14 protein-coding genes and 1 other annotated feature are annotated in these 18,484 nt (G+C 33.4%); of the genes, 10 read left to right on the top strand and 4 right to left on the bottom strand.

From position 1 onward, the window contains the following. The first annotated feature begins 40 nt into the window (after positions 1-40). From FFM71_RS00985 to FFM71_RS01020, 8 genes are all read left to right on the top strand, one after another. Positions 41-490, top strand: coding sequence for a hypothetical protein (locus FFM71_RS00985; RefSeq protein WP_137610310.1), 450 nt, complete (start codon positions 41-43; stop codon positions 488-490). Positions 491-1,051: 561 nt separating this feature from the next. Further along, positions 1,052-1,504, top strand: a complete 453-nt coding sequence (locus tag FFM71_RS00990; RefSeq protein ID WP_137610311.1) for a LytTR family DNA-binding domain-containing protein — start codon at positions 1,052-1,054, stop codon at positions 1,502-1,504. A 2-nt stretch (positions 1,505-1,506) separates the two neighbouring features. Beyond that, a complete protein-coding gene (locus FFM71_RS00995) occupies positions 1,507-2,256 on the top strand; it encodes a LiaF transmembrane domain-containing protein (RefSeq protein ID WP_137610312.1) in 750 nt (249 codons plus the stop codon). A 759-nt stretch (positions 2,257-3,015) separates the two neighbouring features. After that, positions 3,016-4,290, top strand: a complete 1,275-nt coding sequence (locus FFM71_RS01000) for a Fic family protein (protein WP_137610313.1) — start codon at positions 3,016-3,018, stop codon at positions 4,288-4,290. 24 nt (positions 4,291-4,314) lie between these two features. Continuing rightward, the gene (locus FFM71_RS01005) at positions 4,315-4,689 is read left to right on the top strand and encodes a hypothetical protein (protein ID WP_137610314.1); all 375 of its coding nucleotides are present in this window, start codon (positions 4,315-4,317) and stop codon (positions 4,687-4,689) included. 190 nt (positions 4,690-4,879) lie between these two features. Then, complete coding sequence (locus FFM71_RS01010; protein ID WP_137610315.1) at positions 4,880-7,966, top strand: type I restriction endonuclease subunit R; 3,087 nt, start codon at positions 4,880-4,882, stop codon at positions 7,964-7,966. A gap of 8 nt (positions 7,967-7,974) precedes the next feature. Next, the gene (locus FFM71_RS01015; protein ID WP_137610316.1) at positions 7,975-9,624 is read left to right on the top strand and encodes a type I restriction-modification system subunit M; all 1,650 of its coding nucleotides are present in this window, start codon (positions 7,975-7,977) and stop codon (positions 9,622-9,624) included. Continuing rightward, positions 9,617-10,807: a restriction endonuclease subunit S gene (locus tag FFM71_RS01020; RefSeq protein WP_137610317.1), complete on the top strand. Its 1,191-nt coding sequence runs from the start codon at positions 9,617-9,619 to the stop codon at positions 10,805-10,807. The genes FFM71_RS01015 and FFM71_RS01020 overlap by 8 nt, the downstream gene beginning before the upstream one ends. 64 nt (positions 10,808-10,871) lie before the next feature. On the opposite strand, the gene FFM71_RS01025 is transcribed toward FFM71_RS01020, so the two are convergent. The 4 genes from FFM71_RS01025 to FFM71_RS01040 form a co-directional block, all read right to left on the bottom strand. Next, positions 10,872-11,798, bottom strand: coding sequence for a site-specific integrase (locus FFM71_RS01025; protein ID WP_137610318.1), 927 nt, complete (start codon positions 11,796-11,798; stop codon positions 10,872-10,874). A 72-nt stretch (positions 11,799-11,870) separates the two neighbouring features. Next, the gene (locus FFM71_RS13555; protein WP_223876448.1) at positions 11,871-12,974 is read right to left on the bottom strand and encodes a restriction endonuclease subunit S; all 1,104 of its coding nucleotides are present in this window, start codon (positions 12,972-12,974) and stop codon (positions 11,871-11,873) included. A gap of 268 nt (positions 12,975-13,242) precedes the next feature. Next, on the bottom strand, positions 13,243-14,250 hold the full coding sequence (gene asnA, locus FFM71_RS01035; protein WP_137610319.1) for an aspartate--ammonia ligase: 1,008 nt from the start codon (positions 14,248-14,250) through the stop codon (positions 13,243-13,245). Between the two features lie 97 nt (positions 14,251-14,347). After that, positions 14,348-14,598 (bottom strand) — a binding site (T-box leader). 137 nt (positions 14,599-14,735) lie between these two features. Beyond that, on the bottom strand, positions 14,736-15,233 hold the full coding sequence (locus tag FFM71_RS01040) for a GNAT family N-acetyltransferase (protein WP_137610320.1): 498 nt from the start codon (positions 15,231-15,233) through the stop codon (positions 14,736-14,738). A gap of 112 nt (positions 15,234-15,345) precedes the next feature. Here FFM71_RS01040 and FFM71_RS01045 point away from each other — a divergent pair, with 112 nt between their 5' ends. Together FFM71_RS01045 and FFM71_RS01050 are read left to right on the top strand one after the other, a co-directional pair. After that, positions 15,346-16,194, top strand: a complete 849-nt coding sequence (locus FFM71_RS01045; RefSeq protein ID WP_137610321.1) for a LysR family transcriptional regulator — start codon at positions 15,346-15,348, stop codon at positions 16,192-16,194. Positions 16,195-16,699: 505 nt separating this feature from the next. Then, positions 16,700-18,385 carry a putative glycosyltransferase family protein gene (locus FFM71_RS01050; RefSeq protein WP_137610322.1) on the top strand — a complete coding sequence of 562 codons (1,686 nt, stop codon included), beginning with the start codon at positions 16,700-16,702 and terminating at the stop codon, positions 18,383-18,385. The last annotated feature ends 99 nt before the right edge of the window (positions 18,386-18,484 follow it).

The raw sequence follows: 18,484 nt of genomic DNA on the forward strand, positions 1-18,484 counted from the left end.
TTGTACAATAGAATAACATTTTTAGCAGATTTTAGAAAGGATGTCGAACATGGGACAGAGCCACGATTTACGTTGCAGTAACTGCGGTTATGAGATTAATGCGCTGTTGGGTATCGGTATGTTATATTCAGCAGAAAATGTTTTTAAAGGTGAAAAGCCACTATTGACGGAATTAGTGGGCGATAAAGAAATCAGTGATTCGGTTTTAAAAGCGGTAGCCTCAGGAGCAGAAATTTCCGATAATTATGGGCATGAACTCTATGCTTGTCCGGAAGATTTCTATCTATTTGATAAGTTTTATTTTAAAGTCGGAGAAGTGGAACCAAAATACCATTGTCCATATTGTGATAACTACTTGCAGCGAGTGACGTTTGCGAAGGGAACTGCTGGTAAAACGCAGTTGAAATTTGTTGATCAAAATAAATTTTGGCAGTGTCCTCGGTGTGGAAATGCTGAAATGATTGAATTTAAATTTTGTAATTGGGATTAGAGATTGGGACAGAATATAGTTAACTTTCTATTATTAAACTGAAGGTTGAAAGTTTAGGTAGGTATGCCGTTTCCAGAGCTGAGAGTATTCATATGCTGAGCGGGACGGCCCGAGCCAGAAAGCGGTCTCGAACCTCGGTTGTTTGGAGCCTCGCAAAACCCGCGAGTCTTCAACACGCCCGGTGGTGTAATTGCTGAAGCAATAACGCCACTTTCGCTGCAAATGAATACTCTCAGCTCTTCCAACTAGTTTGTTCTTTTGTGGCAGGAATATTAAAACTAAGACTTGTGATTATTTAAATAAATTAGCTTTAGACCTTTAACAACAATGGTTATATTAATTTTCACCTTTCAACCTTTAGTTACTAAATTAAAGAGGTAATGTAATCTAATTTAAGATTACATTGCCTTTTTGTGTTTAGCTGGAAAAATAATAATAATATTTATGATCCAGGTTATTTTAATGCCACTTAGTTTCTAAAATGAACCTCTTAGGCGAATTCCCTATACACTCAAACCTTGATGTGGTGTAATACATGTAATGAAAGGGGGGTGAGTTGATGTGAAGATTAAACTAGATATTTCACCAGATTATCAGGAAAAGGAAATCGTGATCAAGGCCGCTCAAAAGGACGATGAAGTGCAACAGATTTTAGATGGTCTAAAAGATATTGAAGAAAGATTTAATCATCTTAATGGTTATCTTGATGAGACGGTTTATTCGTTGGCAATAAAGGATATTTTGTTTTTCGAAACCAATGATCGAAATGTTTATGCTCACACGACTAACAATGCCTTTCTAACCCATTATCGGTTATATGAACTTGAAGAAAATTTACCTGATAATTTTTTACGAGTTTCGAAATCAACAATTTTGAATGTTGATGAAATTCTGTCGTTATCACGTTCGGTTACGGGGAATTTAGTTCAATTTAAAAATACGTATAAGCAAATTTATGTTTCACGACGTTTTTTACATGATTTAAAAGATAAATTAAAGCAAAGGAAGTTTTAAAAATGAGAAATAGAAATGGAATTTTCTGGGGTATTTTTCTGGTGCTGAGTGCAGCTATTTTGGTTGTTAGTCAGATGCACTTGCTTACATACTCATTTGGATTTTGGACAGTGGTAGTTACTATATTTCTAGCGGCCGTTTTGATAAAGAGTTTAGTTTATTTCTCAATCCCGGGGACAGTCTTTTCACTGGCGTTTCTAGGAATAGTGTATGCTAAACCATTGGGAATTACGGCAATTGTCCCATGGACACTTTTGGGAGCAGCATTGTTGGTATCAATTGGTTTATCGATGATTTTTCGTCCATTATTGGCTAAGCATCGTCCTTGGATGAACTATCACAAAAATTTTTCTAAAGGTCATCATGGTCCATTTTATAGCTTTGACTATACATCAGAACCTGATGTTAAGACTGTTGATGACCCAGATGTGAATGTTTATGTAAAGATGGGCAGCAGTATTCGTTATGTGAAATCAGATGATTTTAGTTCCGCTAATATTGATGTGTCGATGGGTGATGCTAAAGTTTATTTTGATAATGTGAAAGTTAATGATACTGCCACGATCAGCGTTAATGTGTCTCTAGGTGGAGCAGAATTATTCGTACCACGTAATTGGAATATCATTAAAGGATTGGACAATAATATGGGGAATATCACCGAAGTTGGAAATGTTGAAAATGATATTGATAGTCCTGATATTACGATTGTTGGTCGAGTTTCACTTGGTAATTTAAAGATTAATTATGTTTAGAAATCAGTTTTCTGAATGACAGATTTTTTGAACTTTAATATTTGATTGACTAAAGGTTGAAAGTTTAGTTAAGTATGCCGTTTCCAGAGCCGAGAGTATTCAATTGCTGCGCGGAACGGTCCGAGCCAGAAAGCGGTCTCGAACCTCGGTTGAAGCCTCGCAAAACCCGCGAGTTTTCAACACGCCCGGTGGTGTAATTGCTGAAGCAATAACGCCACTTTCGCTGCAAATGAATACTCTCAGTTCTTCCAACTAGTTTATTTTTTTAATAACGGGAATAAAATGAGGATTTCTGATTATTTAAATAAATTAACTCTAAGTCTGTAATAGTAATGGCTAGATTGATTTTTCACCATTCAACCTTCAGGAGAGTAATAAGGAAATTGAAATGAAATACCATCGGTAAGGTCTATCGATGGTGTTTTTTTAGATATAAAATGATTGTTAATCAAATAAGATTGTAAGAGAAGCATTTCGTGTTTTAATTATTGGCCATAAAATAATAACGAATATAAGAGAAATGAAATTGAATTCAATATTTTAGGTAAATATTGAAATTGATTGAATAAAATGACAGTCAACTTTAATATTATGGCCAAATATTAAAGTTGACTGTTTAAAATGCCACTCAACTTCAATATTTTGACTAAATATTAAAGTTGAATAGAAAAATGACACATGAACTTTAATATAATGGTAAAATATCAAAATAGAAATCAAATGTTTGAACAGTAAATTAAAGTTCGAGGTAATTACATTATGGAATTGAAACCGTTATCTATTTTAAATTATATGAGTAGTACTGATGATTCTATTAATGTTCAAAAAGAGTATGAAAGTAGATTAAATGGTTATTCATCATTTAAAACAGGACTTTTTCCCATGTTAACAGATAAAAATAAGAAACAATACGATGACTATCCTATATTCTTTATTGAAACAAAGGATATGGTGCGTTTGAACGCCGATATTAGAAAAAAATCCAGTCAAATTAAAAAGCTAAGTTATTCTTTACCAGGAATTGCTCAGGAGAGTTACACAAATTCATTATTAACTAATGAAATACAATTTAGTAATGAAATTGAAGGAGTCAAAACCGAGAGAAAAGAAATCGGAACTGTTGTTGATGATTTGCAAACTAACAATAAAACCAATCAAAAAAGATTGGTTTCTACTGTAAAAAAGTATATTGATATTTTAAATGAGCCAGAAATTAGAATTAATGATTTTCAAAAATTAAGAGATATATATGACAAATTAACTGATGGCGAAATAGAGGAAGGAAAACTTCCGGATGTAGAATACTTTAGGGATAAACCAGTTAGAATTGGAACTGATCTAGAAACAGTTCACAGACCTCCAATAAATGAAAAAGCTATTAAAGATAAATTACTATCATTGATTGATTTTATGAATAATGAAAGTATTCCACCTATAGAGAAGGCTTTGGTTACTCATTTTATGTTTGAGAACACACACCCTTTTATGGATGGGAATGGTCGTATGGGAAGATATCTGTTGTCACAATATTTAAGCAAAAAAATTGATCCTTATACGGCATTATCAATATCCAGCTCAATACATAGTAATCAATCCAAGTACTATAAGATATTTAAGGATGCAGATTTATATGAGAATAGGGCCGAGCTAACTTTCTTTATTCAAAAAATGATGGAAATTATTTTAGAAGGTCAAAATTCAGTTTTAGATAAATTAAATGAGTCATTAGATATGCTTAAAAAGTATTTTGTAAAATTAAAAGAAATACTAAAAATTGATGATACGGAAAACAATATGGAATTTAATCTATTATTTGTTTTTATAGAATCAAAATTATTCAATATTGATAGTTCTTTGGGAGTGAAAGATACTGCATTGATAAATATGCTATATAAAACTAATACAAAAATGTATAAGAAGATTAAAGTCAAAGAAACTATTCAAAAGTATGAAGATTCTGGAATCTTAGTACAGATAAATAAAAGTCCACTGCAACATGAAATCAATTTGGATAAGCTTTTTGGCGATATATAGCAAACCCATTGAAGAGGTAGCATTATGAAAATTGCTAAAATAGAATTTGTAAGTGCTGGTTTTGAACCACCTTCAGATATATACTGGATAGATTTTGATAAAAAACTAATGTTTGTGACCAATAATTTCCCGAGGCTGTTAAAACCAGGAAAAAGTTTGGAAATTTCGCTTTCTGAAGCGGATATTTTGAAATTGGATCGTAAATTACAACGACTACATTTTGAAGATTGGCATCATAAATACAACAATAGTCATGTTATGGATGGCGAACAGTGGACGGTCGAAGTTTATTATCAAGATGGGACTAAAAATGAATATTATGGTTCGAATGCGTACCCCAGTAATTTTGATGATTTACGAAGAATATTTAAACCATTAAAAAATATTTATGAAAAATAAATAATAGGCAGGTTATTTCGTTGGGGAATAGCTTGTCTATTTAATTTCTTATACAGGAAAATTACGACAATTTGTTAGCTTTTTATCTGATAGAATAAGTAAAGAGTGTAAAAACAAATTTACATTGATTAAACGATAAATATATATAAATTTGTTTTTAGTCTAATTTACAGTTATTCGGGGGAATATCATGAGTTTGGAGACTAATGAATTGGCTTTCGAAAGTAATTTGATTGATTATTTAGTCAATCTAGGTGGAACAAAGCAATGGGATTATTTGCCAGAAGTTAAAACAACAGACGATTTATGGCAAAATTTTAAAGTCATCGTCGAGCAACATAATCAAGATCGATTAGACGGAAAATTATCCGATGTTGAATTTAAACAGATAAAGGTAATCATTGGGCAATTGGAGACTCCATATCAAGCGGGTCAATTTTTGTATGGGATGAATGGAATCTCGCAAGTAGAAGTTGATTTGGACAATGGTAAGCATGTCTATTTGAAGATTTTCGATCAGGATAATATTGGCGCTGGAGATACTATTTACCAGATTGTTAACCAAATTGAGCGTCCAGCCGTTATTCCAGGAAGAAAGGCACGTCGTTTTGACACCACATTATTAATTAATGGTTTGCCAATTATTCAGATTGAGGAAAAGGCCGATGGTCATGATGCTAAAGAGGCATTGAACCAGATGCATCAATATATTGAAGAAAATCAATACACTGATATTTTTTCGACATTGCAAATATTAGTGGCAATTACGCCACATGATAGTCGTTATATGGCTAATTCAACTGCTGATAAATTTAATACTGATTTTGCTTTCCGTTGGCAAAAAGCTGATGATAATAAACCTGTTTTTGATTGGAAAGAATTTGCTAATAATATGTTGTCGATTCCGATGTCGCATCAAATGGCAACCAATTATATGATTTTGGATGGTACTCCCAAACATCAGATGATTAAAGTCATGCGTCCTTATCAGGTTTATGCAACGCAAAGAGTCATCAGGAAAATCCGTCAGCATACCTTTGGAATTGATGATTCTGGTGCTGGATATGTCTGGCATACTACAGGATCTGGTAAAACAATTAGTTCTTTTAAAGCTGCGTGGTTGGCCTCAAGATTACCAAATGTTGATAAAGTAGTTTTCTTGGTTGATCGTGTTGCATTGACGAATCAGACGGTTGATGAATATAAAGCATATGATCCTGAAAATACGGAGGAAAGTAACGGCGGGGTTGTAACTGATACAGCTAACCGTTGGGCTCTTGAAAGAAAACTTAATAAAAAAGGCAACGGAATTATTGTTACATCTACCCAAAAGATGGATTCAATGGTTAGAAGTAGTAATTTTAATCAAGTTAACAAGAATATTGTATTTATTGTTGATGAGGCACACCGTTCGACTTCTGGTGACATGTTGAAACGAATTAAAGATGGCTTTAGAAAGTCAGCTTGGATTGGTTATACTGGTACGCCAGTTTTCGATACACATCCAACTACCAGAGAAGTTTTCGGTGATTTGATTCATGCTTATACAATTCGGGATGCAATTGCGGATGGGAACGTTTTAGGATTTAAAGTAGACTTTGAAACGACCTTATCAGATTCGGTTTTAAGAGAGCAATATTTACCCGCCTATTTTAAAGCACGTTATCCATCAATGTCTGAACAAGATATTGAGATGAGAATTGACGATATGGCTGATGAAGATATGGACGATACTGTAGAGCCATCAGTTTATGATAATAACCCTAAGCACATTGAGCTGGTAGTTAAAGATATCATCAAGAATTGGAGCAAACGCTCGCGTAATGGTGAATATAATGCATTATTCACAACACATGTTGGTGGAGGGAAAGCATCTACTCCTATGGCAATGAAGTATTATGAAGAATTTAAAAAGCAGAATGTTAATTTGGAAAAACCATTGCGTGTTGGTATCACTTTCAGTCAAGATACCTCTAATAGTGATAAACAATTGAAGAATAATGAGTCTTTGCGAGAAATCATGAAGGATTATAATGAGACGTTTGGTACTAGTTTTGATGATACACAAGTTAAAGAGTATACAGCTCAGGTGGTTTCCAGATTAAACCGTACAATTGATGATGGGAAATATTTTGATATCGTTATTGTTGTTGATCAACTGTTAACCGGATTCAATGCTCCTCAGATGAATACGTTGTATGTTGATAGAACTTTACAGGGGGCAGCTTTGATTCAGGCGTATTCGAGAACCAATCGTGTTTATGATATGCAGACTAAACCTTTTGGTCGTATCGTTAACTATCGCTGGCCACATCATACAGAGGTATTAATGAAGAAGGCCTTGGCTAAATATGCCAATCGAGATTCTGCCAATATTCAATTAGTTTTGCCAATTGAACCCGTAGAAGTGATTGTCCCTCCAGTAGAAGAAACAAAAGATGAATTAAAGAAGGTTGTCGATCAATTAGCGGATTATTCAAGTAATTTCACTAGGGTCCCTGATAATGATAATAAGGTAAAAGAAATGTACTCTAGTTTGCGAAAGTATAATCATCTAATGTCTATGATTAAACAGGATGACAGTTATGATGAAGAACATCCTGAAGAATTATTGGGTAAATTAGGGATGACTATTGATAAAGAAGAAATTCTGACGACATCCCTCAAGAATGAAGTTAAAAGAAGAATTGCAATTATGGATCATGTTGATATTTCACAAGTAGATTTACAGATGGAACATGTCAAAGCAATTCGTGTGAATTACGATTACTTAGAAGAACTTATTGCTGATTTGATGAATCAGTATCATGATGACGACTTGGATTCAGCTAATAAAACAGCTACTGAAATTAAGAATATTTCTGATAAAGTGGATGACCGGAAGTATGCTGAACAAATTAATCAATTTACTAAGGATATTTTGAATGGCGATGTATCATTCAATAATTATCCGGTAAATCAAAAGGATATTAAATCTTTGGTATCTAATCATAATGACATGCGCTTAAGAAACGATATCTTTGATTATAAGAAGGATTGGGGACTAGCAGATATTGATTCGTCCCAAAAGATAAATAAGATTGTTTTAGGTCACGTTAAAGATGCCGATGATTTAAATATTAATGGTATCTTGGATGAGATTGTTAAAGAAGGAACAACAGTTTATACAACAGATGCTGAATCATCAAGAGTTAAGAAATTATCAAAAATCAAATACAGAACTCATTTGAGAAGAAGTTTTAAAGAATTTGCTGATCAAATGGTTGAGAAGTACTAGGAGAAATTATGAGTAAAGCGCAAGAGATTACTAGTCAAATTTGGGAGATGGCAAACCGTCTTCGTAGCAATATGGATGCCAGTGAGTATAGAAATTATATTCTAGGTTTTATGTTTTATCGCTATTTATCAGAGCACCAAGAGGATCGAATGGTGCAAAATGATTTGCTTGATATTGCTTATGGTCAAAGTGTTAATGATGCCTATGCTGAACAAGCTAGTGGGGAAGACCTAAATGATTATTTGGAAGAATTAGCCGATTCATTAGGATATGCCATTGCACCACAATACACATGGCAGACGATTGTTGATAAAGTTAATAACAATTCTATTGCACCATCTGACTTTCAAGATATGTTAGATGATTTTAATCATAATGTAGATTTGAATACGAATGCTAAACAGGATTTCCACGGTGTTTTTGCGGATATGAATTTGGGAAATTCTCGTTTAGGCCAAACAACAGCTGCACGTGCTAAGGCTTTGACAGAAATTGTTAATTTGGTTGATGAAGTTGAGTATAAAGATGATGATGGTCACGATATTTTAGGGGACATTTATGAATTTTTGATTGCTCAGTTTGCGGGTAATTCTGGTAAAAAAGCCGGCGAATTTTATACTCCTCATCAAGTTTCAGAAGTTTTAGCAAAATTAGTTGCGCAAGGATTAGACCCTAAAGAGGATAAACCAAGTGTTTATGATTTTGCATGTGGATCGGGTTCATTGCTATTAACTGTTCAGGAACAAATAAAAGACCGTAGATTGTTCTATTACGGTCAAGAATTGAATACAACAACATATAACTTGGCTCGAATGAATTTGATGATGCATGATGTCTCTTACATGAACATGGATTTGCGTAATGCTGATACGTTAGAAAGTGATTGGCCTGATGGAATTGATGCTCAAGGTATTGATCATCCAAGAAACTTCGATATGGTTGTTGCTAATCCTCCATATTCAGCTCATTGGGATAATAATGATAATAAAATGAAGGATCCACGTTTTAAAGATTATGGTGGCTTGGCTCCAAAGACTAAAGCAGATTATTCATTCTTACTTCACGGGTTATATCATTTGAGTTCAAAGGGAACGATGGCAATTGTGTTGCCTCATGGTGTCTTATTCCGTGGTGCTAAAGAAGAAAAAATTCGTCGGGCACTTTTGGACAAAAATCAAATTGATGCGATTGTTGGTTTGCCAGCAGGATTGTTCTATTCAACTGGAATTCCAACCGTTGTTATGGTGTTAAAGAAGAATAAAACTAATAAAGATGTTCTATTCATTGATGCAAGCAATAACTTTGAAAAGGGAAAGAATCAAAATATTCTTCGAGCAGAAGATATTGATAAGATTATGGATACTTATAATGAACGTAAAAACGTTGATAAGTATGCTCATGTTGCCGATTTCAAAGAAATTGAAGGAAATGATTATAATTTAAATATTCCGAGATATGTTGATACCTTCGAACCTGAACCGGATATCGACCTTGGAGAAATAACAAAAGAAATAAAAGGAAATAATAAAAAAATTGAAGAAAATAAAAAGGAGTTACTTTCAATGATGAAAGAACTCACTTCTTCTGATGAAAAAACGATGAATGATCTCAATGATTTTATTTCAATGTTGAACGATGAGGTGAACCATAATGGATAAACGTGTACCTGAGGTGCGGTTTAAAGGGTTTACTGATGATTGGGAACTGCGTAAGTTAGGAGAAACCTCAAAAATCACTATGGGGCAGTCTCCAAATTCAATTAATTATACTAGTAATCCTAATGATCCTATTTTGGTACAAGGCAATGCTGATATAAAAAACGGAAAAGTCTCCCCACGCGTATGGACGACTCAAATCACGAAAACAGCACAATCGGGTGATTTCATTTTAAGCGTCAGAGCACCAGTAGGTGATGTTGGAAAGACTGATTATGATGTAGTTCTTGGGAGAGGCGTTGCTGGAATACAAGGAACCGAATTCATATATCAAATTCTTATTAAAATGAAATTATTTAATTATTGGGGAAAGCTAGTAACTGGTTCAACATTTGAATCAATTAATTCTAATGATATTCAAAATGCAGAAATTAATATACCTAAGAGTTTGAATGAGCAAAAACACATTGGAAATTTTTTGAAACATGTAGATAGTTTAATCAAATTGCAAATTGTACAACTATCGTTGTACGAAAGCATGAAGAAAGGAATGATTCAGAAGATATTCTCGCTGAATGATAAAGGAATTCCAAAAATAAGATCTGTTCATTTTGGTGGTGAATGGATACAACGAAAGTTAGGAAAAATAGGTGATTTTTCAAAAAGTAATATTGATCCACGGAAAACACCAGATGCAATATTTTATGAGTATAGTATGCCAGCGTATGACAACGGAAAACACCCCAGTATTGTATTAGGAAAGACTATGCAGAGCAATAGAATAAGAATTTCAGGAACAGTATTATTAATTAATAAATTAAATGTTCGTCAAAAGAGAATTTGGCTTGTCGAAAAAGCAGGTATAAATTCAGTTGCTTCAAGTGAATTTATGCCATTCACTTCTTCAATAATTGATTTATCATTTCTTAAACAAAAGATGTTATCAAACAATATCACAAGAAACTTAGAGTCTATTTCATCAGGAACATCAAATAGTCAAAAACGGATTACACCATCTGATATATTGAAATATAAAATTGAATTTCCATCTGATAAAAGAGAACAAGCAGAAATTGGTCAATTATTAAAAAAGGTTGATAATATTATGATATTAGAAAGAAAGAACATAGATAATTTGAAGATTATCAAAATGTATTATCTAAAAAAAATTATTTGTATAACGTAATAAAAAAATACTTATGGCAGCTGTAAAAAGGTTGATTGCCATAAGTATCTTTTTTGCCTCTTTTTTACATTAGTTTAGACATTTGAAACATAATTTTTTCATTATCTCGTGTTTCTAATTCCTGAATAATATGAAGATAAGTATTTTGTGTAGTGGTCATATTAGCGTGCCCTAATCTACGTGCAACACTAGCAATTGAAACGCCCGCAAATAATAATATCGATGCATGTGTATGTCTGAGGCTATGTACAGTTATCACTGGAATATCCGCATCTTTACAAAGTGTTTCCAATCTATTATTTACAGTGGAATTAAATATACGTTGATTTACAAAAATAGGTTGTTCGACAGGTAAATCCTTAATCATTTGAGAAAATTGCATCGCCATCTGCCAGTCAATTTGAACTTTTCTCACTGAAGAAGGATTTTTCGTTGGTTGAAATCCACCTGTAGTTGAACGATAATTCCATGTTTTATTTACATTCAGAAGTTGCTTAGTAAAATCAAAATCTTTTGGAGTTAATGCCAGAGCTTCTGCAAACCTCAAACCAGTTTTAGCGACTAATAAAATATACCAATCCCAATTAATTCTTGGTTCTAAATTGAGTTGTTTAAGAAGTTGCTGCAACTCGTATTGATTTAAAAATTTGGGTTTCTTTTTACTTGGTTCTTTACCTTTTATAATAATTTTTCGAGTAGGATTTTGTTTAATTAGTCCTTCATCAATAGCATCCATAATTGAACCTTTTACTTGGTGATGAAAGTCCTTGGTGGTTTGCTTTTCATGTTCCAAAGCATAGCCATTAATAATTTCCTGATAATTTCGACGTGTTAAATCACATACACGTAAATTGGGTGCCAACTTAGTCACCCATTTTAAACTCATATAATATTTGTCTAGGGTAACAGATCTAATAGCATTGACTTTATATAAGTTAATCCAATCCTCATAATACTTATAAAATAATTGTGTTGAGTTGTTTTTAAGCACGAAAAAAACCTCCGAGTAATTTTTAACATTATATATTATCCGGAAATCTTTTTATTTTTGCAGTTTAATTTGTTAAATAAATAACTTTTGAAGAAGATATTTTTTAGTGGCTTGTAAATTCTTTATTTTTTTTCGTTGGATATTTATTGAATTATCTATTTCTAAAAGAAAATCTCCAATTTCTTTCTGTTCTTCTACATTAGGTAAATTAATCCTCTGATTTTTTACCAAATCAGAATTCAAGTTAACTTGACTGCCAGGTTGACCATAGTGTCTCCACGACGATTGAAACATTTCCAACCACTGGAACATAAATTCAATTTTGAATTTTGGATTCAAAAAAATTAAAAACCCATCATGTACACCTGTTTTAACATAATTTATTACAGGTTTGCCAACACTGGCTGCTATACTTAATAAAATATGTGGTTCAGTTAAAACTCTAGTTTTATTTTGACCAAGTTTTGAAATATGTTGTTCCAAATATCGAATTCTTCCTTCTTGTTGGGTTACATCTGAAATACGAAGCCATCCAACGTCGGAATCTTCATCAAACCATTTCTTATCTTTTATCGGCCTAGGGCTCGCACCACGAACAATATTTGCTAAATCTCCTAAGTTATATTGTGTCCAATCTTCACTGAATTCATTACGGCGAAGATTAGGAGTTGCATTATCGTTTGCAGGGAAGATATTCTGAATCATTCCTTTCTTCATGCTTTCGTACAAGGTAAGTTTTTCTTGGTACAGTTTAATCAAACTTTCTAAACTAATAAGTACTTGAGCAAGATGGCCTTGTTCTTGAATGTTATTAGGTGTATAAAAAATTGTTTGAGAGACAACTTTCCAGTCAGATCGTGGCATCTTTGTGCCAGTGGACAAATTTGCGGCCGTTTGATATCGGCTAGTTTGTATTAAATAATAAACAAAGCGATTATTATAGTTAATTGGGCGTAATACCCACCAATCTCCGACTGCTATTCCTTTAAAAATGGCAAAAATCCAATTTTTGAGATATGGTCTTAATTTACCGAACAGAATATCATTTGGTTCGAATTCTATTCCTTTTTTTAAATTCTTCTTATTATAGAACTTTTGCTTTAATTGTCCTTCTCCTGAAATAACGTCTTCATATTCAATACGCGGTAAATTAGGATTATCACTAGTTTTAGACACACGAATTACAATACTTTCGAATTTCCGATGTTCCCAAGCGGCTTAGAGTATAAATATAATGAATTAAAATAATGATTTCTTAGTAGATCTATTATTACTTAATGAAGAATAATACGATTTTTTGTATATATATGTTCAACTGTTATCGAATAAATTTCAGTAAATTTATATTAAAATTTCTATATAGAAATATTTAAAAATGGCGCTATATTCTGTAATTTCAGAATATAGCGCCATTGGTTGTATTTAGGGGAAGGATTAATATTTTTTAAAGTAAGTGAATACCATTTTCGTCACATTTCTCACGTAGATCTTCTGGCCAAACAGCAGCTTGAACTTCACCAACGTGAGCTTTACCAAGCAATAACATACATAGACGTGATTGTCCGATACCACCACCGATTGTGTAAGGCAGTTCACCGTTCAATAATTGTTTGTGGAAAGGCAATGAAGCACGATCTTCTGCATGAGCCATCTTCAATTGTTCTCTCATTGATTCTTCGCTGACACGGATACCCATACTTGAGATTTCTAAAGCCTTTTGTAAAGGTTCATACCAGAACAAGATATCACCATTTAATTTCCAATCATCATAATCAGGGGCACGACCGTCGTGACGTTTACCACTCTTCATAGGTCCACCGATTTGCATTAAGAAGACACAGCCGAGTTCTTTACAGATGGCGTCTTCACGTTCCTTAGGAGTCTTGTCAGGCCAGCGGTCTTCGAGTTCTTGAGTTGTTACGAAGTGAATTTCGTCTGGTAAATGGTGGACAGCTTTAGGGAATTTATACCAAACTTCGTGTTCCATATGTTTCATAACTTTGAAAATTTGACGGACGGTGCTTTCCAAAGTTTCAGTTGTACGTTCATCTTTAGAAATGATTTTTTCCCAATCCCATTGGTCAACGTAGATTGAGTGAATGTTATCAAGGTCTTCATCTTTTCTGATAGCATTCATGTTTGTGTAAATACCTTCGTGCATATCGAAGTGATAACGTTTTAAAGCGAGACGTTTCCATTTGGCCAATGAGTGGACGATTTCAATTGTTTCGCCGGGGATGCCATTCATAGTGAACGAAACAGGGGATTCGACACCGTTAAGGTTATCATTAAGACCAGTACCTTTTTCGACCATCATTGGTGCTGATAGACGTGATAAATTCAACTCTTTACCAAATTCGTCTTGGAATGTTTCACGAATATATTGAATAGCTTTTTGTGTTTCTTTAACAGATAATTTTGGATCGTAGTCCTTAGGTATAATTAAGTCCATAATAATTTCTCCTTCATCGGTCAATCAATTGATCGCTTTTTTATTGAATAAATGCAAAATAAAAAAAGTCTTTCGTCCCAATTATTAATTTAATAATAATTGGGACGAAAGACTTTTTCGCGGTACCACCCAAGTTGCCTATATAAAAATAGGCCACCTCAATAAGAGCACAATCATGCTCCACCGATGGTAACGTACCGGTTAACGTCTGAACTTACTCTGATTACTCATTTTGGCCAGAAACATAAGAAAGTGTTATTCAGATAATCCATTTACTAATTGGGTTCTCACCATTCCCAACTCACTGTTAGTGTGGAAAATCTTACTCTTCTTTCTCGTCGTTTTTATCTTGTGACACTTATATTAGCATGTTTTTAAAAAATGTAAATAATAAAATTTGAATTTTATTAATTTTGGCATAATTTCTTAGATTGCCTTTAATGTAGGAACCGAGTATAAACAATTCTCAAATTTTCTTTTCTCAGTTAGTGATTGTCCTTTAGTATCAATTCATAGAGTCGTGAATTACGGTTGGGATAAGGATAATCGGCATTGAAATTATCAGGGCTCACCTGTTTGAAGCCATGATGTTCATAAAAGTAATGTGATCTCGTTTCACCCTCGGGTGTATCAAGAACTAATCGTTTAAAATTTTTCTCTTGTGCAAAGGTTAGTAACTTTTGATACAATTTAGCACCTAAATGCTGAGGCTGACCACGAAACTCTGGATAGGTGAAAAATTTCTTTAGAACAGCGGTTTGTGAATCGATAGGAAGCAGGGCGATGGATCCAACAACACGATTGTCATCTAAAGCTATCCAGAAATTACCGGCCTTTTTTTGATAGTAGTCATTAATTTGAAAAATATCATCTTGTTCTGCCATTTTTATTTTTAGATTAGCTTCAATATTTTGACAATAATTAATTAAATCAACCAATTGAGCCAAGTGCTGGGGATTATTTTGGTAAGATACAATTTTCATTTTGAAACCTCATTTCTTAATTGTTGATTTAATTGTAACCGTGGCCTATCTATATGTATAATTGATATTACGAATAATAATTATCAATTAATTTGATAGATGGGATAAATAAATGGACTTTCGCGAATTAATAACTTTTAAAACTATTTCAGAAACACGTAATTTTTCCAGGGCGGCAGATATTTTAGGCTATACGCAGTCGACAGTTTCGATGCAGATCAAAAATTTGGAATCGGAATTAGGAACTAAATTATTCGAATATAAAAAACGGCAGGTCATGATTACTGACGCCGGACTACAATTGTTGCCAATGGTCGATAAAACTATGGAGAATTTTTCGGAAATCAAAAATTGGAATCAGATGGAAGGCACAGGAGTTTTAAAAATTGCGGCTCCGGAATCATTGACTATTTCCATGTTGGCTCCGAAATTAAAACAGTTTCAATTATTATATCCTCATGTTCAGATTGAACTTCAGAATGCAACTTGTTTACATAACGAGGAAATCTTGTTGCGAGGAGATGTCGATATTGCTTTTATGATGTGGCCTAGTAAGCCTAGTTTGAGATTAATTGATCATGATTTAGGTGAGCAGACAATGATTTTAGTGAGCTCTAAGAAACAAACTTTTCAACAACTTTTAAATGATGACCAGGCTAATTTTATTATAAATGAACCTGAATGTTCTTATCGAAATCAATTTGAAACGTCGCTATGGCAACAACACCAACGACAATTCAAAACGATTAGTTTACCAAGTATCGCTGCCATTAAGTCAGTGGTTATTGGTGGATTAGGATTTAGTTATTTACCATTTGAAATGATTAAAGAAGACATTGAACAAGGACGCCTGTTTGTCATTAAAAATGATATTGTTAATCACGTCCATGGACATCTATTGACTCGTAAGTACAAATATAAGTCAGAATTGATTTCTGGTTTCGTGAATTTGTTCAAATAAGTCCAGTTCTTCCGACCAGTTAATGTTATTAATTGAATGTAAAAATATTCAATTGCGCACGTGTGGTGCTAGTTAAATATCCCGTCTACAGAGCTGGGAAATATTCACTAGCTGTGCGGAACGGTTCGAGCCTGGGAAGCGGTCTCGAACCTCGGTTTGAAGACTTGACATAGTTCGTCAAGTCTCCAAACACGCCCGGTGTTGTAATGGCTAAAGCCATAACAACACTTCCACGGCACATAAATATTTCCCAGCTCTTCCGACTAATTAATCGTTATTAATTAAATGTATAAATATTCAATTACTTTTATATCCGGACCATTTCAAAATACAATTGATGCGAATGTTTTTAATTAATTATCAACCAGCACCATACGTAATTGCGCTTATATCTAGGCCATTCTAAGATACAATTGATGTAAATATTTGTAATTAATTATCATCCATCACCATATGTACTTATAATATATTATGTAGTTACTTATGAAACCATAATGGGGGAATTATGGAGAAAATATTCACTAACCGAAAAATAAAGCTTTTAATTATTCTGCTATCTTATTTTAGTATTGCCGGTATTATGTATCTTCTGATTCAAAATAAGAGTATTTGGTATGGTGATGACATTTATTATCAATTTCAACGTATTCAAGGCATCAGTAAATCGTTGAAACAAGGTCTATTGCCGTCTATTTCAACAATTAATTTTGGAAAGATTGGATATGCGGTCAATATTTTTTATCCTTGGATTACCTTGGTGCCATTTGGATTGGTATCGTTGTTCAACAGCAATCCAATTTCGGCATTTTATATGGGATTATTTATTTATTTCTTAGCATCATTGTTGATCAGCCATTATTCGATGTACGAATTCTCAGGTTCACACTTGCAGGCGGCGGTTTTTACGCTGATTTACAATTTTAGTACCTATCGTTTGATTGATTTATTGAGTCGTGCGGCATTGGCTGAATATATAGCAACAATTTTCTTACCATTATGTTTCTTGGGATTCTATGAAACCTTCTTTCGGAATGGTAAAAAATGGTATCTATTTTCACTAGGATTTGGAGCTATAATTTTGACACACGTACTGACAACTTTTATGACAATGTTAATATTTATTATTTTCTTGTTATTCAATTTGAGAAAAATTAAACCTTTTAAAGAACATGCTATTGCACTTATAAAGGCCGTTATCACAACTATTCTGATAACCTCAATTTACATAGGGCCATTTATTTTGGAAGAATTATTTCAAAAGTTCCCCAAACCAGATCCTCAAATATTGCAAGGCCTGGAGTTAACTAAGTTTCTTAAAGTGACTTTGCAGAGTAACGCCAGTCGTTTTGTTGAAGGAAATCTCTACAATCCAGGATTGATAGTCTTAGTAATATTGTTATTTGGAATAATTTATTTTGTTAGATTTGATAAATTAAATAAGAAAATCTATTTGATGGGATTAGCATTGTTCGTAATGTCGACGAACCTTTTTCCTTGGCATGTTTTACAAAATACACCAATCAGTGTGATTCAATATCCATATCGGTTGTTAATATTTGCAACATTGTTTGTAGCAATTAATGGATCAGTAATGGTAAAGGAATTGGTTGAGTACCGAAGCAATAAAGTTCAATGGACAGTTGTTGTAGTATGTGGGGCCTTAATGTTAGGTATTTGGGTAGGATCCTTTAGAGCAGCCACAATTAATACGATGATTTCAGATCGACATGGTATGATCGACAGCAAAATGATTAAAGAAGACCGAATCCCAGATTCTTATTTGAACCAATATGTTCCTAAAGAGACATTAAATTATTTAGACTCAGTTACAAAACATCAGATGTATATCAACAATAAAGTTATTACAGCGGTTCCACGTGATAATCATGGTACTAGCGTCGTCAAAGTAAAGAAATTGCGGCAGGGGGATGATGTCAATTTACCAATGATTCGTTATCGACTGTCCCATGTGTCTGTGAATGGTAATCCAGTGCCATTTTGGAAGAGTACTCGAGGAACAATTGAGTTTAAAGTGAAGCAAAGTGGCTATAAGAATCGTGTTGTAATTTCGTACGGAAGTAATAAATTGTATGCTGGATTGGTTTGTTTAACAATATTAGGATTTTTGATTATTTTGGGAGATATTTTCTTGCAGAGACGTTTGAAATTGATTGAAGAATTGATTGTATAAAAAAGATGAGGCAAAACAGGGTCAATTTTCGAGCATTTAAACAAACAGGCACTGTAATCCGTTTTGGGATTACAGTGCCTGTTTGTTTGAAAACGAAAA

The sequence above is a fragment of the Companilactobacillus huachuanensis genome (assembly GCF_005404815.1).
Lineage (GTDB): Bacteria > Bacillota > Bacilli > Lactobacillales > Lactobacillaceae > Companilactobacillus > Companilactobacillus huachuanensis.

Bases quoted from the DNA above. Each gene is read 5' to 3' on its own strand.
- FFM71_RS00985 (WP_137610310.1), top strand. From the start codon at position 41: ATGTCGAACATGGGACAGAGCCACGATTTACGTTGCAGTAACTGCGGT.
- FFM71_RS00995 (WP_137610312.1), top strand. From the start codon at position 1,507: ATGAGAAATAGAAATGGAATTTTCTGGGGTATTTTTCTGGTGCTGAGT.
- FFM71_RS01000 (WP_137610313.1), top strand. From the start codon at position 3,016: ATGGAATTGAAACCGTTATCTATTTTAAATTATATGAGTAGTACTGAT.
- FFM71_RS01005 (WP_137610314.1), top strand. From the start codon at position 4,315: ATGAAAATTGCTAAAATAGAATTTGTAAGTGCTGGTTTTGAACCACCT.
- FFM71_RS01010 (WP_137610315.1), top strand. From the start codon at position 4,880: ATGAGTTTGGAGACTAATGAATTGGCTTTCGAAAGTAATTTGATTGAT.
- FFM71_RS01015 (WP_137610316.1), top strand. From the start codon at position 7,975: ATGAGTAAAGCGCAAGAGATTACTAGTCAAATTTGGGAGATGGCAAAC.
- FFM71_RS01020 (WP_137610317.1), top strand. From the start codon at position 9,617: ATGGATAAACGTGTACCTGAGGTGCGGTTTAAAGGGTTTACTGATGAT.
- asnA (WP_137610319.1), bottom strand. From the start codon at position 14,250: ATGGACTTAATTATACCTAAGGACTACGATCCAAAATTATCTGTTAAA.
- FFM71_RS01040 (WP_137610320.1), bottom strand. From the start codon at position 15,233: ATGAAAATTGTATCTTACCAAAATAATCCCCAGCACTTGGCTCAATTG.
- FFM71_RS01045 (WP_137610321.1), top strand. From the start codon at position 15,346: ATGGACTTTCGCGAATTAATAACTTTTAAAACTATTTCAGAAACACGT.
- FFM71_RS01050 (WP_137610322.1), top strand. From the start codon at position 16,700: ATGGAGAAAATATTCACTAACCGAAAAATAAAGCTTTTAATTATTCTG.